Here is a 15,470-nt window from a genome sequence, read left to right on the forward strand (position 1 = left end):
TAATTTGACCGCCAAAACTAGCTGCCTTAGCTATGTGCCTCAGCGCCTGTTAAATGGCCTAAACTGGTTTCAAAATCCAGTTTATCAATGTGAATTTCACTTTAAATCAGCATGGCGATTTGAAATCCCTTATTTTCGTGTCATTAAATGGATGGAGTATGGAGCAAAGACTTTTCGATGACTTTAAAAAACCAGAGCCTAAAGCTTGGCAGAACCAAATCATTAAAGAACTGAAAGGAAAATCTATTGAAGAACTGAATTGGAAAATCGCGGGTGTTGAAGGAAAGCCTTTTTACACTGAAGAAGATTTACCAGATTCATTACCACAATTACAAAGCCCAAATCAGCAGGCAGAAGCTCTAGGAATAAGAAATTGGGTTAATTACCAAGTAATTAAGGTGGACTCGGAAAAAGAGGCCAATGAAAAGGCCCTTTTAGCCCTAAACAATGGCGCTACAGGCATTTTATTTCAACTGATAGCGGTTCCAAATTTCGACATGCTGCTCAAAGATGTGCTGCTCAATTATTGCCAGATTGGTTTTGAAATAGAAAATGGAGCTGAGTCGTTAATGAATGCCTTTGAAGCTTATGTAAAAGCAAAAGGGATTAATGAAAATGAAGTAAGAGGCTTTATCTGCTCCAATGAATCGCCTTTTTTAAGTAAACTGCCCAATTTCAGATTTTTCCTTTCAGAAGAAAAAAATGAAAATGCAAGCCTAGGTTTAGCACTTCTACTTGCCAAAACCATCGATGTTATTGACACGAATACGACCACAATTGAAGAGGTTCAAGCATGGTTTAAGCAATTACAGTTTAACCTCAATGTAGGTGAATCATACTTTTTAGAGATCGCTCGGCACCGCGCATTAAGGATTTTGGTTGCTCAGCTTGCAAATTCATATGGTTTTGAATTGGCACTGAACGTCATTCAGATTTCGTCTAGTTCTGGCCAATGGAACGAACCCACCAAGGATGAATATAATTATTTGCTGCGCGCAACAACGGAAGCCATGACTGCCATTATAGGAGGAACAGACGCTGTGATTATTCAACCTTTCCATCAGCTATTCCCTAAAAATACAGCCCAAGGCGAGCGCATTGCCAGAAACATTTCTACCATTCTTAAAGACGAATCGTATTTGGACAAAACCCTCGACCCCTCTGCTGGCTCTTATTATATAGAATCACTGACCGCCCAATTGGTAGAAAAAAGTTGGGGCATTCTTCAACAAATTGAAGAAAAAGGAGGTTTAAAAAACCTTTCTGAAAACGACATTAACGCTTTAGCCCTTTAATCCGAAATTATGAGACCGACATTAAAACCACTCAACATCTCGGCTGAAAGTACTCAAACTAAAGCTGTCGAAAACTGGACAACTGCAGAAGGAATTGAAGTGCCTTCAACTATTTCTTTTTCCGAAATTAAAGATGCCGAGCATTTAAAGTTTGTGGCGGGAATTCCTCCCTACTTGCGAGGCCCTTATGCTTCAATGTACACCCAACGCCCTTGGACCATCCGTCAATATGCTGGATTTTCCACGGCAGAAGAATCAAATGCCTTTTACCGAAGAAATTTAGCGGCAGGCCAAAAAGGATTGTCTGTGGCTTTCGATTTGGCCACCCACAGGGGGTATGATTCCGATCATCCACGCGTGGTGGGAGATGTAGGCAAAGCCGGTGTAGCCATTGATTCCATCCTAGACATGAAGCTGCTTTTCGATCAAATTCCGCTCGATAAAATGTCGGTTTCCATGACCATGAACGGAGCGGTTTTGCCCATTATGGCATTCTACATTGCTGCCGCAGAAGAACAAGGTGTGGCAAAAGAAGAGTTGAGCGGAACCATTCAGAATGACATTCTGAAGGAGTTTATGGTGCGGAATACCTATATCTATCCACCCTTGCCTTCTATGAAAATCATTGGCGATATTTTCGAATATACGTCCAAAAATATGCCTCGATTTAACTCGATCAGTATTTCGGGCTATCACATGCACGAGGCGGGTGCGCCAGCGCATATCGAGCTGGCTTATACTTTAGCAGACGGTTTAGAATACATCCGCACTGGCATTAACGCAGGAATGGACATTGACACCTTTGCCCCGCGCCTTTCTTTTTTCTGGGGAATTGGCATGAACCACTTTATGGAAATTGCTAAAATGCGAGCAGGGCGCTTGCTTTGGGCGAAAATCGTAAAGCAGTTCAATCCAAAGAACGAAAAGTCGATGGCACTGAGAACGCACAGCCAAACTTCGGGCTGGAGCTTAACAGAGCAAGACCCTTTCAATAACGTTACTAGAACTTGTGTGGAAGCCATGGCCGCTGCGCTTGGTCATACGCAATCGCTGCATACAAACGCTTTAGATGAGGCCATTGCCTTGCCTACGGACTTCTCGGCAAAAATCGCCAGAAACACACAAATCTACCTTCAGCAAGAAACCGACATTACTAAAGTGGTAGACCCTTGGGGCGGCTCTTATTATGTGGAATACCTTACCGAAGAACTGGTAAAAAAGGCTTGGGAACTAATTGAAGAAGTGGAGGAGCTTGGCGGAATGGCCAAAGCCATTGAACAAGGCCTTCCGAAAATGAAAATCGAAGAAGCCGCAGCCCGCAAGCAAGCCCGAATTGATTCAGGAAAAGATATTATTGTAGGGGTAAACCAGTATCAGGTAGATGAAGCTTTAGATTTCGATTTACTGGAAGTTGACAATGCTTCGGTACGAAAGTCGCAATTGGAAAGGCTGGCGGTTTTGAAAGCGAATAGAGATACAGCAAAAGTAGAAGCGAGCTTAAAAGCATTAGAAGATGCTGCCCGTTCTGGCGAAGGCAATTTGCTCGAACTGGCAGTGGATGCCGCTAGGCTGAGGGCTTCTTTAGGGGAAATTTCTACAGCATTGGAAAATGTTTTCGGAAGACACAAAGCTGTGATCAGATCAATTTCTGGTGTATATTCAAATGAAGTGAAAGACAACGAAGACTTTAAAAAAGCCCGAGAATTGGCCGATAAGTTTGCCGAAATGGATGGTCGAAGACCGCGAATTATGGTGGCGAAAATGGGGCAAGATGGCCACGACCGTGGTGCTAAAGTAATTGCTACCAGTTTTGCCGATTTAGGTTTTGATGTAGACATTGGGCCACTTTTTCAAACCCCAGAAGAAACGGCACTTCAAGCAGCCGAAAACGATGTGCACATGATTGGCGCCTCGAGTTTGGCCGCAGGACATAAAACCTTAATTCCACAACTTATTGCCGAATTAAAGCGTCTAGGGCGTGAAGACATAATGGTTATTGCAGGTGGTGTAATTCCTCCAGCCGATTACGATTTTCTGAGAGAAGCTGGAGCTGCGGCCATTTTTGGTCCGGGTACAGTAATTGCAAAAGCGGCTCAGGAAATTCTTCTGAAGTTAATGGAAGAGTGAGCGGTTGAAAAAAACGCTTAAAGATTTTAACCAGAACTAAATAACAGATTTCTTTGTAACAATCAGGGATAAGCTTAGGTCAATGCAAATCATCGAGGTTAAGAGTAAAAAAGATAAGAAGGATTTTCTGGACGTGGCCAGAGTTATCTACAAAAATGATCCGGTATGGGTATGCCCTTTGGATCAGGAAATCAATAATATTTTTGACCCGAAAGAAAACGTGTTCTTTCAAAATGGAGAGGCCGCGCGTTGGGTTTTTAAAGATGATAAGGGAAACCTGATTGGCAGAATTGCTGCTTTTATTAATGAGAACAAAGCTAATTTTGGTACTCAACGCATTGGCGGTATTGGCTTTTATGAGTCCATTAATGATAAATCCATAGCCTTTAAAATTTTTGATACCGCCAAAAAATGGCTGTTAGAAAGAAAGGTAAACACGATTCAAGGACCGATTAATTTTGGCGAAAACGATTCGTATTGGGGGCTTTTGGTAGAGGGTTTTACACATCCATCAAACGGAATGGCTTATAACCCGCCTCATTACCGTGATTTTTTTGAAGCCTATGGTTTTAAAAAGAAGATGGAACAACTGACCAACCATTTGAACATAAAAGATGGTTTGCCAGAGCGCTTTGTCAAAATTGCTAAGTATGCCATTTCGAAAAAACCAAACCTTACGCTAAAACCCCTAGATGCCAACCGGTTTGATGAATGTGCCGCTGATTTCATGGAAATCTATAATTCGGCATGGGCACATCACGAAAATTTCACCCCCATTAAAAAGGAGTATGTAAAAGAGACTTTCGAAAAAGTAAAACCTTTTTACGATCCTAACTACATCTGGTTTGCTTATGTAGATGGGCAACCTGCCAGTTTCGTTTTGGTGTTGCCCGATGTAAATCAAATCTTAAAACACCTGAATGGTAAACTCAACCTTTGGAATAAGCTGCGTTTTGTGATGTTGAAGCGGAAGAAAACCATTACTAGGCTTAGGGTGTGGGCCATGGGAACGCATCCAAAATTCCAAAATACCGGACTAGAATCCGTTTTGGTTTACAAATGCTTTGAAGGCGCCATGAAAAGCCAGTATGTAGAAGGGGAACTCTCTTGGGTAGGCGATTTCAATGATAAAATGATTGCTATTCATAAAGCATTAGGCGCTGTGCCAGGAAAAAAGCACATCACTTACGAACTTGCTGTTTAGTAGCTGCTACTTTTTGTTCGTACTGTAACTCCTACCGGTGAAAGCTCTGGCGCAAGAGTTACAAACGTACTTACGATTATTGGAGCGAAAGCCGCCTAACTTCAGTTACACAGCATGTTAAATGCTAAATAGACAATAAATATTGCTGTTCTATCAGTTAATTTCACTAAACTTATTGCTTGTTAAAAGGTGCGTATAGCACACCATATTGGGGTGCTAACGCTCACTTTGTGACAATTTATATCGCTATACGCCACGTTTGTGATCGATAGCTAACGTTGGCGTGCATTGGGCAGACTGCATATTACGAGCTGACTTAATGATTTGTAATAAATGAAAAAGAGAACTAAAAAGATTTTAATCTGGATTTTTTCAGTGATTCTGATTTTGTCACTTTCCGTAATTGGTGGGTTAAGATACTTTTTTAGCAGTTTTAAACCGACATGTGAGACTAAAGATGTATGGCATATCGAAAACTATACAATTCAGCACTCAAGATGTATTGGGCCATTTGGACCTCATTATTCCAGTTTTGATATTTATAAGAATAAAGACCACATTTCAAAAGCATTTAAAGTTAGCAACGATTCATGCAGATTAAGAGCAAGAGTTAGAAACGATTATTATCTGGATTTTAACATATGTAAAGAAACACTCTTAATTCGTAAGCCAGACAAACGATTAATAGATATCGAAACAATTGATTCTATATTGATTAGACCATTTGATTCTGTGCGATTGGTTCGTACTGACAAAAAATATCCTGAACCATTATATGACACTGTTTTTATAGCAAATTTTGACTCAACAGTAACAAAAAGATTGAAAACAAAAGAGATAAAAGATTTTGTAAATAGATGGAATAAATCAAAATCAAATGGATTCGAAAGACTAGGAAAAAACTATGATTACTTGTTGACAATATACGGTAATGATTCAATTAGAAAGATTAAATCATTAAACCATTTTTTGACCGAAAATGAGCTTTGGTCATATGAATCGACTAAAGATGGTTTTTATGATAAACTGTGGATTGATAAGTAGTAAAATAAACAACGACACGCCAACAATGTATAAAAATAATAGCCGAGATAGTAGTAAAATCAAGGTTTGTAGCCCGCTTCAGCTTTCTTGTAACTTGACAGGAAAGAGCCACGCATTCGGCTACAATTCTTATACTAAACGTTGGCCGTAGCCTATAGCGAAGGAATGCCTTTTCAGGCAACCGAAGGCTCCGATGTTTCGGTCTGTCTGTTCAGGACAGTAACGGTTTTTAACTTAGAGATTGCTTCGTCACAAACTTCCGCTATCGCGAAGTTTATTTCTCGCAATGACAAAGCCGAAAGTTTCCCCATTTTTTTGCACCTGAAGGTTTTAAGTGTGGTGGTAGCTTATCGAGAATTTCATCTATGAATTATAGAATACGTTAAGCAATCTCAATCTTCTTTTAGGGTACGGTCTGACCTTCGGTACCGACCGATTACAGAAGGGCCACTCCAAGGTCGGCACCGAAGGTCAGACCTGATTTGATAATACTAAAAGCCTCTAGTTTTTCGCAGAAGTAGTCGTAGTTCATTACCAGCACACAAGTCTGACGTGCCGTCCGACTTTAAAAGAGGTTCGGTATCGAAGGTCAGACCTGTATAAATTAACGAAAGCACCTGTTTAGCTCTAAAATAGCTTAATACCCAAACCGATCTAAATAAGACTGATAGAAAGGAATCATCAAGTCACCGTATTGCTTAATGAGGTTTTGATAGGCCGTGGCCGCATCGGCAAATAAGCCTCTATTTTCAAACATAATGGCTTTGGTCAAATCAGTGAGCATCGTTCCTTCTTCTGGGAAAGTATGTAATGCTTGATCGAGCAATTCCTTGTCCGGAGGAGAAAGCTTATCTAGAAAATAAACTCCCGTAGATCGTTTACTATTCTTGGCGAATACTTCCACCCCAAATAGGCCTTTAAATGCCAAGCTATTGCTCAAAAGGTCAATGCTGAAATGAGTGGAATTGACATCATGCGTTTCGAAAACCTGATCATATTCGTTCCAAAACCTTACTTGATATTGATCCTGAATATCAGCCCAGTCCAGTTGAATATACCTTCCATAAACTTCTGTAGAAGAAGGGAAATTTAGGTGGAGGTCTACAAAATTGGAAGGTTCTTTGGCGTATTCATTGGGTGGCCAAGCTTCTAAATTTCGTTTTGGGTTATAGAATTTTTCCCATTCGGTATAAATTAATTCTGAAGGGGGATAGAGTTCTTTAAGGTCGAGCGTGGCCATATTATACTGGCCTTCGAGTTCAATTTCTAATAACCGCCCTTCGCTGTCCATTAAAATGACCAAGCCGTTTGGTAGCACTTCGATTTGATCTTTTTTGCTCAGAGGCGTTCCGTTTTTCAGTTCAAAATATCCCTTTTCCGTCTTTTTGTAGTTTTTCCCAGAAGATAGAATCACCCTAAAACCCTCTTGACTGTTGGCCAAGAAACCAAACATAAGAAAAACGAAAATGAGGGAAAGATGCCTGAACATTGATGCCAATTTAGTAATCCTTGGCGTCAAAAAAACCACCTTTGCAATGAGCGGCCTGTGGATTCGTAAATCGCAAAAATAGCCACCATGCTATATTCGATTATTACGATTTCAATCCATTCAAAATATTCACCGCCAAGGTAGTTGGCGTAGGTAAAGAAAATGAGCAGTGTCCATAAAAAGGCAAATCGCTTTTCGGTAAATACACTAATGGCCAGCAAAGGAATGGCGTACCAAGGATGAACCGTGGTAGCAAAGAGCAAATAAATCGTCCAAACCCAGAGCATTCGCACAGGCAGTTCTTTTTTTGACGGCAAAAGCGAATACAACACAATGCCAATAAAAGTAGCCGCCATCATCCATTTTCCCGATTGCGCTATAATGTTGTGCCCCTCGGTTTCAAAACCATACCAACGCGCTAAATAATAGATGCTGCCATTGAATTCAAATTTCTGGAAATACAGTTCTAGACTGTCTTTTATCGCCCAAATATGGGCCGTATTGATTAATGGAAGAAAAGAAATAATAAGCACTCCAGCCACAATGAGGCCGTAGATCAGGGTCTTCTTAAAGCCAATTTTTCTGATCAGCAGCGGAAGGAAAATCAGGGGTAGAAATTTTGTTGCTACCGAGAGCCCAAACCAAATGGCTGACTGATGAAGCTTCTTCTGTTCGTAATTCCACAAGGCCAAAAGCAGGAAGAAAATCATAATGGCTTCGAAATGCAGATTGCCGGTTAGCTCTAGGACTACCATAGGGTTAAGCGCATAGAAAAGGCCATACCTTTCAGGCAAACCATAATGGCGTAATAGCTTTCTGATCAAACGAATATTGCCAAACTCGAAGGCCAGAATAATCACGCGTAAAATCACAATGGACCAGAATTCGGAACCCGGACTTAGCAAAGCCGATAGGAAGAAAAACACCTGATTAAAAGGCGGATACACCGAGAAATACTCGGGGGAATTAAGCTTGGCAAATAAACCAATATTAATGCCTTCGATGCCTTGCACTAAATAGGTTGTAGGCAATTCTTTGTACGGATCGACCATTTGAGTCAGCAATCGGCCATCCCAAATAAAGCGGTATACATCATCGGATAAACTGGGAATGGAAAAGAGCAAAAGCAGCCTGAGCAACATGGCCCAGTAAAAGGGCAAATCTGCTTCTCGTTCTTGCGTGCAGCGCATAATGTAAATCATGGCTACGGCCATCAACACAAAAGACGATAGCAGTGGAATAGTCAGCGCACGATCTAGGTAATAGCCTGCCACAAGAATGAGCACGGCATATAGAATGTAGGCAAACGAAAGTCGGTTATTATTTTCAGGCATTTCGCGTATGCTGCACGGTATAATAGAATACCAACAGAAAGCCTAAGCTAAGCAAAATATGAAAAGGGAGTAAAGCAAAGTCTTGAAAGTAAAAGGCAAAGCCCAAACCTGCCATAAAATAGAGCGAAAGCAGCCCTTCTACCACGGTTAGCGGATTGATTTTCTTTACAAAGTATTTGTTGCCTTTCCAGCCTTCTTTTTTGCTTTTAATATTGAATTTTGGTGTGCGAACGAAAGGGGTTTTCTTCCCAATCCAACCTTCAAAAACGGCCACGGCATTGTGAATGCTCAAGCCTAGAAATACGGAAAGCAGCATAAACATCTGTGGCACAAATTCCTTCAGTGTTTTCCAGAAACCTTCGCGCTTTTCTTTAAAACCATTCCAATAGAAAATGATTAGGAAGATATAGCCCAGTAAGAAAATGCTGGAAATGTTTAACAGCGTTACCCAACCTGTAGATAGATTACGGATGAACAAAACAGGTATACTTAGCATGGCCGTAACCACTATGCAAATGAAAATGGCGGAATTCAATAAATGAAAAGCCGCATGAAATTTCGTTCCGAAAGAAAGGTTCGACTTCAGTACTTGAGGAAGTAGCTTTTTACTGGTTTCAGCCGCGCCTTTCGTCCAGCGGTATTGCTGCGATTTAATGGCGCCCATTGCCGCAGGAAGTTCCGCAGGAGCCACGGTGTTCGACACATAAAAAATTTGCCAGCCTTTAAGCTGAGCGCGGTAACTCAAATCCAAATCTTCAGTCAGCGTATCGGCTTTCCAACCACCAGCATCATTGATGCAGCTTTTTCGCCAAACGCCAGCAGTTCCATTAAAATTAAGGAAGTGACCTCCGCTGGAGCGCCCATTTTGTTCTACGAAGAAATGCGTGTTCAAGCCAAAGGCCTGGAGTTTGGTCAGCATGGAGTAATTCTCATTGATGTGCCCCCAACGACTTTGGACCACTCCAATTTTTTCGTCTTGCGCAAAATGAGGAACCGTGTTTTTCAAGAAGTCCTTTTCTGGAACAAAATCCGCATCAAAAATGGCGATGAATTCGCCTTTGGCAATCTTCATTCCGTATTGCAGCGCCCCCGCTTTAAAGCCTTTTCGCTCAGGCCTTCTTACTTGGGTAATATCGATTCCTTTGGCCTGCCATTCGGCTACTTTTGCTGCGATTAAATCAACGGTCTCGTCATTCGAATCGTCCAGCACTTGAATTTCCAGCTTGTCTTTTGGCCAATCGAGTGAAGCCACCGCATCAATCAGCCTTTCCACTACATACAATTCGTTGTAAACGGGTAATTGAACAGTTACTACAGGGTGTTTATAATCGGCAGGAATTTCGGGGATTTGCGGAAGTAAGTTCTTTCTTTTCGCTTTGCGGTACTTATAAACAAGGTTCAGTTGTGAAATGCTATAGACGAAAATAAACGACAGCGCTCCAGTATATAATGTTAATATGATCAGCTCTAGCCAATACATTTATAGGTATTTAAATATGGTAAAGATAATCTTGTAGCCGGCCATTACGGTGCCTTTCACCGTTCCGGACACCTTGCTAACCCCAATTCGCTTTTTATAGTTTACAGGCACTTCTGTTATTCGTAATTTCTGCTTTGCGGCCTTCAGCTGCATCTCCACCGTCCAACCGTAGGTTTTGTCCTTCATGTCGAGCGCCACTAACTGAGGAAAAGCGATAGCACGGAAAGGGCCAAGGTCGGTATAATTAACTTTATAAAACCATTTCATCATCGAAGTGGCCAGCCAATTACCAAATACTTGTGGAAAGGTCATCGAACCTCCTTCGCGATTTCCCAAAGCCCTAGAGCCAATGACGAAATCTACCTTACCATTTACAATAGGCCCTGCTACTTCTGGCAATTGTTGTGGATAGTCAGAATAGTCGCCATCCATAAACACTAGAATATCGGGGCTTTTGCTTGGGTTTTTTAGGTATTCAATGCCCATTAAGCAAGCATTTCCATAACCTGCTTTGGGTTGATGAAGTACCGTAGCCCCAGCGTTTTCAGCAACTTCGGCAGTGTTGTCGGTAGAACCGTTGTTCACCACAATAATTTCCTTTACCCAGTCTTTTGGAATATCAGCAATTACATGCGCGATAGATCGCTCTTCGTTGTATGCGGGTATTACCACTTTGATGTTCGGCCTCACCTGTTCGTTCACGGACAAAATTAAAAATATTAATAAGAGGAAAGCTTCATTCGACACATTAGTTCCTTAATTCTGAAATTCGTTTGGCCAAATGTGTTTTATCTGACCAATACAATTGTTCATTTTATGTTTTTGATAGAAATGAGGTTAGGGTCAGGCCGCCCCTCTGGGGCTTGGTGTTTGAGTTTGTCGTTAATGCCGCTACAACCAGTTCACCCCGCTGGGGTTATCTAAAGAGCTTATGTTTTTCCTGAATTTTGCAGCCCTTTTTTAATGACTACGGCAATAGGCTCAATGGGAGTGAAGATTATTGGAAGGAGAATTTATCTAATAAGAGCTTGTTGCTATAGTTACAAACCCTTCACCCCTCTGGGGTTGAAAATGATAGTCTATGTTTTCTTTAAGCTTGAAGGTCAATTTTTTTCAGCACTACGACTATCATGAAATCTATTTCCGCCAACGAGTTCACTATGGTAATCCTTAGCCCCAGCCCCATCGGGGCGAACAGGTTGTAGAAAGATGAAGTACCGAAACCACCATTAGAAAGCTCCTTAGGAGCGACCCGAAAAGACACCTAGCCCGAGCAGGGCTTGATATTATGTTTTAAAAAACGAAATTGGGAACTGATTTAGAGCAAAGCAAGTTTAATACATGTACATACATACATTTTAAACAAGAGAGGAAATTCATTATGAAAACCGTTGTACATACATCAGAATCAAGAGGTTCAGCAAACCATGGCTGGTTAAAAAGCCGTCATACTTTTAGTTTTGCGGGTTATCACAATCCTGAGCGCGTTCACTTTGGTGCACTTAGGGTGTTGAATGATGACGAAGTAGATGGAGGTCAGGGTTTTGGTGCCCATCCTCACGATAATATGGAAATTGTTTCGATTCCACTTCAAGGTGATTTGGAACACAAAGACAGCACTGGCCGCAATGAGGTAATTCGTCAAGGCGATGTTCAAATCATGTCGGCTGGAACAGGAATTCAACATTCAGAATTCAATCATAATAAAGATGAGGCTGTTCATTTTCTTCAGATTTGGGTTTTCCCGAAGGAAAGAAACATTGAGCCGAGGTATGAACAGAAAACGTATTTAGCGGAAGACCGCATGAATAAGTTTCAAACGGTGGTTTCTCCAAATGGAGGAGATGCCCTTTGGATTAACCAAGATGCGGAGTTCAGTTTGGCCAATTTAGATGCAGGCACAAAATTGACTTATGAAGTAAAGCACCCTGGAAATGGCGTTTATGTTTTTGTTTTGAACGGAGAGCTTGTTGCCGCCAATGAAAGCTTAGATACGCGAGATGCCGTGGCGGTTACCGAAACCAATAGCTTCGAAATTAAGGCAAAATCTTATGCCGAAGTGTTGGTGATTGAAGTACCGATGGAGTTTTAGAAATTAACGAGGATGTCCGAAAGGGCATCCTTTTTTATAAAACTAATGTACCTATGATCCTGAAACCTCGGACTTCTTTCCCTGAGTTTACGAAGGGTCTAGAGTTTAAATATAGTTCCTTCTCCCGAAACTTCGGGATCAGGATAGAAAACTATAAAACAGTTATTATTAGATAATTAATCAGTTGACGACCTAAATAACGGGTATTTTTACTGATTGAACTCCCTGATCTTTTCAATAATATACCCAACTTCTGCTTCTGTTAATTCTGGGTAAATGGGCAATGAAAGCACTTCTTTTTGAAGTTGAAAACTATTGGGAAAATCTTCAGGCTTGTCATTAGCCTTAAAGGCCGAAGTCAATGGACTGGCCAACGGATAATGAATTTCAGTTGAAATTCCGGCATTCTGCAAATGTGCTTTTAGCGCATCTCTATTTTTAACTCGAAGGCAGTAAATATGAAAGTTGTGCGTTTCTCTTTCATTTACTTCTGGAGTGATGATTCCCTGAATATCCTTGAATACTTCTGAATAGTTTTTGGCAATTCGATTTCGGGCTTCAATCCAGCTACTTACATGATTGAGCTTTACATTGAGTACAGCGGCCTGAAGCGTATCAAGTCTGCTATTGATGCCCTTCACTTGATGGTCGTTTTTTGACAAGCCACCATGATTGGCAAACATTCGGCACTGCTTTGCGAAAATGTCATCATTGGTGAGTATTGCACCGCCATCGCCAAAGGCCCCGAGGATTTTACTAGGGTAAAAACTGAAAGCCGAAGCAATGCCCCAACTGCCTGCTGTTTTTCCATTTTTCTCTGCAAAGTGCGCTTGGGCGGAATCTTCTATCAAGTACAGGTGATGCTTTTCTGAGAGTTCGGCCAAAGCTTCAATTTCACAGATTTGTCCATACAAATGGATGGGAATAATGGCTTTTGTTCGCGCAGTAATCTTCTCTTCTACACTTTTAGGGTCTAAGCCAAAACGCTCTAGTTCAACATCGGCAAATACAGGGTTAGCCCCGCAAAGTGAAACCATTTCGGCAGCGGAGAGCCAACCATGGGCCGGGACAATGACTTCGTCTCCATTTCCAATTCCCAAAGATTTCAGAATTACAAAAAGTGCATCCGTGGCATTCCCTACTCCAATACAATGCTTGGTTTTGTGGGCTTTGGCAAAGGCTTTTTCAAAACTTGAAACTACTTCCCCTCCAATAAAACGATGTTCGTCAATCACCGATTGAACAGCAGTATCCATTTCTGTTTTTATGGAAAGATATTGTCGTTTAAGGTCTAAGAAGGGAATCTCCATGCGTTTCTAAAATAATGACGAGAATCATATTTCTTACTGATGCCTGTCAGGCCAAAGTTAAAGATACCAACATACCTTGGATATAGAATCTAGAAGGTCTGTAATTTTCATATTAGCCCTCAGTTCTAGATTTATAAAACGATTTAATACTTAGCGTGTTAACTATAAAAAACATTATTATGAAAAAGATTATTGTTCCAATAGATTTCTCTGATTGCTCACGAAATGCGTTAAAAAATGCCATAATGGTAGCCGAACGCATGAATATGGAATTGATTTTACTTCATTCCTTTATGCTGCCTGTGGCTACTACAGATGGCACTCCGTTAATAGTAGGCTCAATGATAGATGATTTACAAAAGGCGTCTGAGTCGAGCATGACTGATTTTATTAAGAAAACACCTGAGCTCGACCGTGTAAAGTATAGCACTGAAATAACCGCAGGTCTACTTTTAAGCGCTTTAACCGATGTTCTTGAAAAACACGATGTAGCTTATGTGATTATGGGAACGCATGGTGCTTCGGGGCTTAAGAAAGTATTTATGGGAAGCAATGCTTATACGGTCATTAAAAATGTGGAATGTCCTGTTATAGCACTACCTGAAGATGCGGACATTACTAAAATGAAGAAAATCGCGATGTCTGGTGACTATAAGCATAGCCCTGCCGCCCATTCCATTGAACCTGTAATTGCATTAACAAAGGCATTTTTCGCTCATTTATCTGTTATTCATATCGATCAAGATAAAGACTTGGAGCATGATGAAATTGAAATCGCTAAAAGCTTAGAGAAATATTTGAAAAAGGTAAATCACTCTTTTCACTTCAAAAGAGACTACGATGTGGAAGATGGTTTATTGGCATTCTCCAAGGAAGAAAATATCGACTTACTCGTTATGATTTCACGCCATCATAGTTTTATAGATAGAATTGCACGTGGAAGTGAAACTAAACGATTGGTGATGGACATTCCGATGCCTTTGATGATAATGCCAGAATAGATTTTTTAAGATCTATTTCCACCAAGGAAGTGGCAGTTTTATATCTGCAATCGAATTAACAACCATATCGGGCTTAAACGGGAAATCGTTTAAGTCCTCTTTTTTTGACATTCCCGACAAGGTAAGAATAGTGTTATAACCCACTTGTACTCCGCCTTGAATATCGGTAGCTAGGGTGTCGCCAATTACGGTGACTTCGTCTGTAGCCAAGCCAATGTGCTTTCTGGCTTGCCGCATCATTACCGGACTAGGTTTGCCTACGGTAAAGGCTACTTTTCCTGTTGCCGCTTCAATCATGGCTACAATACTAGCGATGCCTAAATTGTTCCAACCCGTTTTTCTAGGTGAAGGATCCAGATTTGTAGCAATGAATTTGGAACCGCCAAGGATAAAATCAATCGCCTTTCTCACCATTTCTAAAGTGAAGTTGATGCCTTCACCTACTACCACAAAGTCAGGGTCATTTTGAACCAAGGTAAAACCGTGCTCATGTAAACTCGAAATCAAACCACCTTCTCCTAACACATAGGCGGTTCCGTTCGGGAATTGCTGCCCCATAAAATGAGCGGTAGCCATGGCGCTGGTATATACATTTTTTTCTTCTACATAAATCCCCAGCTTTTCTAATTTTCGTACGGCATCCAAAGGACTGCGCTGACTGTTATTGGTCATAAAGGTGAAGGGAATGTTCTCCTTCTGAAGCATCTCTACGAACTTGTCGGCACCGGGAATCAATCTGTTTTCAACATATATAACTCCGTCTTGGTCTATTAGAAATCCTTTGGGCATGGTGATTCGAATTATGGTTGGTTAAAGATTGATGATAGAATACATTCTACCAAATTTGAACTCATAAAGCTATTGTTAAGTATTCAATTAGAGGGGTTTGTGCGGTGGTAAATTATAAAAATGGGGTAGTAAAAATTAAAAGGGATCGCCTTTCGGACAATCCCTTTCTTCAACCAAAACATACAGTATCTGCCATACCATATAATAGAGAAACCCTTTAGTATTATTTTTATTGTGGCTTATTAAATTTATTTTTTAATCATACTAAGATGAAACAAAAAGACCGACTCAGAACATTTCTAAGT

Annotated in this window: 12 protein-coding genes; 6 read left to right on the forward strand and 6 right to left on the reverse strand. The window is 40.9% G+C overall.

The features are described 5' to 3' along the window. Positions 1–158: 158 nt before the first annotated feature. The 4 genes from AWW67_RS08620 to AWW67_RS08635 all read left to right on the forward strand — a co-directional run bounded on the left by AWW67_RS08620 (position 159) and on the right by AWW67_RS08635 (position 5,670). On the forward strand, positions 159–1,295 hold the full coding sequence (locus tag AWW67_RS08620; RefSeq protein ID WP_062301142.1) for a methylmalonyl-CoA mutase family protein: 1,137 nt from the start codon (positions 159–161) through the stop codon (positions 1,293–1,295). Positions 1,296–1,304: 9 nt separating this feature from the next. Beyond that, positions 1,305–3,422, forward strand: coding sequence for a methylmalonyl-CoA mutase (scpA, locus tag AWW67_RS08625; protein WP_062301144.1), 2,118 nt, complete (start codon positions 1,305–1,307; stop codon positions 3,420–3,422). An 82-nt stretch (positions 3,423–3,504) separates the two neighbouring features. Beyond that, positions 3,505–4,626: a hypothetical protein gene (locus AWW67_RS08630; protein WP_062301146.1), complete on the forward strand. Its 1,122-nt coding sequence runs from the start codon at positions 3,505–3,507 to the stop codon at positions 4,624–4,626. A gap of 333 nt (positions 4,627–4,959) precedes the next feature. Then, positions 4,960–5,670: a hypothetical protein gene (locus AWW67_RS08635; protein ID WP_062301148.1), complete on the forward strand. Its 711-nt coding sequence runs from the start codon at positions 4,960–4,962 to the stop codon at positions 5,668–5,670. 637 nt (positions 5,671–6,307) lie between these two features. On the opposite strand, the gene AWW67_RS08645 is transcribed toward AWW67_RS08635, so the two are convergent. Genes AWW67_RS08645 through AWW67_RS08660 form a run of 4 tightly spaced genes read right to left on the reverse strand, consistent with a single transcriptional unit; the run spans position 6,308 to position 10,675 of the window. Then, positions 6,308–7,159 carry a hypothetical protein gene (locus AWW67_RS08645; RefSeq protein WP_141655416.1) on the reverse strand — a complete coding sequence of 284 codons (852 nt, stop codon included), beginning with the start codon at positions 7,157–7,159 and terminating at the stop codon, positions 6,308–6,310. 26 nt (positions 7,160–7,185) lie between these two features. After that, positions 7,186–8,493: an MptA/MptB family glycosyltransferase gene (locus AWW67_RS08650; RefSeq protein ID WP_062301155.1), complete on the reverse strand. Its 1,308-nt coding sequence runs from the start codon at positions 8,491–8,493 to the stop codon at positions 7,186–7,188. Beyond that, positions 8,486–9,973, reverse strand: a complete 1,488-nt coding sequence (locus AWW67_RS08655) for a cellulose synthase family protein (protein WP_062301157.1) — start codon at positions 9,971–9,973, stop codon at positions 8,486–8,488. Before AWW67_RS08655 ends, AWW67_RS08650 begins: the two co-directional genes overlap by 8 nt. Then, complete coding sequence (locus AWW67_RS08660; RefSeq protein WP_260311379.1) at positions 9,974–10,675, reverse strand: glycosyltransferase family 2 protein; 702 nt, start codon at positions 10,673–10,675, stop codon at positions 9,974–9,976. Positions 10,676–11,354: 679 nt separating this feature from the next. Between AWW67_RS08660 and AWW67_RS08665 the strand changes: the two genes are divergently transcribed. Then, positions 11,355–12,065: a pirin family protein gene (locus AWW67_RS08665; RefSeq protein WP_062301159.1), complete on the forward strand. Its 711-nt coding sequence runs from the start codon at positions 11,355–11,357 to the stop codon at positions 12,063–12,065. Between the two features lie 209 nt (positions 12,066–12,274). On the opposite strand, the gene AWW67_RS08670 is transcribed toward AWW67_RS08665, so the two are convergent. Beyond that, complete coding sequence (locus AWW67_RS08670) at positions 12,275–13,375, reverse strand: DegT/DnrJ/EryC1/StrS family aminotransferase (RefSeq protein WP_062301161.1); 1,101 nt, start codon at positions 13,373–13,375, stop codon at positions 12,275–12,277. 179 nt (positions 13,376–13,554) lie between these two features. Between AWW67_RS08670 and AWW67_RS08675 the strand changes: the two genes are divergently transcribed. Then, complete coding sequence (locus tag AWW67_RS08675; protein WP_062301163.1) at positions 13,555–14,376, forward strand: universal stress protein; 822 nt, start codon at positions 13,555–13,557, stop codon at positions 14,374–14,376. Positions 14,377–14,388: 12 nt separating this feature from the next. On the opposite strand, the gene AWW67_RS08680 is transcribed toward AWW67_RS08675, so the two are convergent. Continuing rightward, positions 14,389–15,165 (reverse strand): HAD-IIA family hydrolase, encoded by a 777-nt coding sequence (locus AWW67_RS08680; protein ID WP_053223464.1) that lies wholly within the window; start codon positions 15,163–15,165, stop codon positions 14,389–14,391. Positions 15,166–15,470 lie beyond the last annotated feature (305 nt).

Source organism: Roseivirga seohaensis (assembly GCF_001592945.1).
Lineage (GTDB): Bacteria > Bacteroidota > Bacteroidia > Cytophagales > Cyclobacteriaceae > Roseivirga > Roseivirga seohaensis.

What these genes read in the sequence shown, in the direction of transcription:
- AWW67_RS08620 (WP_062301142.1), top strand. Translation starts at nt 159, where the DNA reads ATGGAGCAAAGACTTTTCGATGACTTTAAAAAACCAGAGCCTAAAGCT.
- scpA (WP_062301144.1), top strand. Translation starts at nt 1,305, where the DNA reads ATGAGACCGACATTAAAACCACTCAACATCTCGGCTGAAAGTACTCAA.
- AWW67_RS08630 (WP_062301146.1), top strand. Translation starts at nt 3,505, where the DNA reads ATGCAAATCATCGAGGTTAAGAGTAAAAAAGATAAGAAGGATTTTCTG.
- AWW67_RS08635 (WP_062301148.1), top strand. Translation starts at nt 4,960, where the DNA reads ATGAAAAAGAGAACTAAAAAGATTTTAATCTGGATTTTTTCAGTGATT.
- AWW67_RS08645 (WP_141655416.1), bottom strand. Translation starts at nt 7,159, where the DNA reads ATGTTCAGGCATCTTTCCCTCATTTTCGTTTTTCTTATGTTTGGTTTC.
- AWW67_RS08650 (WP_062301155.1), bottom strand. Translation starts at nt 8,493, where the DNA reads ATGCCTGAAAATAATAACCGACTTTCGTTTGCCTACATTCTATATGCC.
- AWW67_RS08655 (WP_062301157.1), bottom strand. Translation starts at nt 9,973, where the DNA reads ATGTATTGGCTAGAGCTGATCATATTAACATTATATACTGGAGCGCTG.
- AWW67_RS08665 (WP_062301159.1), top strand. Translation starts at nt 11,355, where the DNA reads ATGAAAACCGTTGTACATACATCAGAATCAAGAGGTTCAGCAAACCAT.
- AWW67_RS08670 (WP_062301161.1), bottom strand. Translation starts at nt 13,375, where the DNA reads ATGGAGATTCCCTTCTTAGACCTTAAACGACAATATCTTTCCATAAAA.
- AWW67_RS08675 (WP_062301163.1), top strand. Translation starts at nt 13,555, where the DNA reads ATGAAAAAGATTATTGTTCCAATAGATTTCTCTGATTGCTCACGAAAT.
- AWW67_RS08680 (WP_053223464.1), bottom strand. Translation starts at nt 15,165, where the DNA reads ATGCCCAAAGGATTTCTAATAGACCAAGACGGAGTTATATATGTTGAA.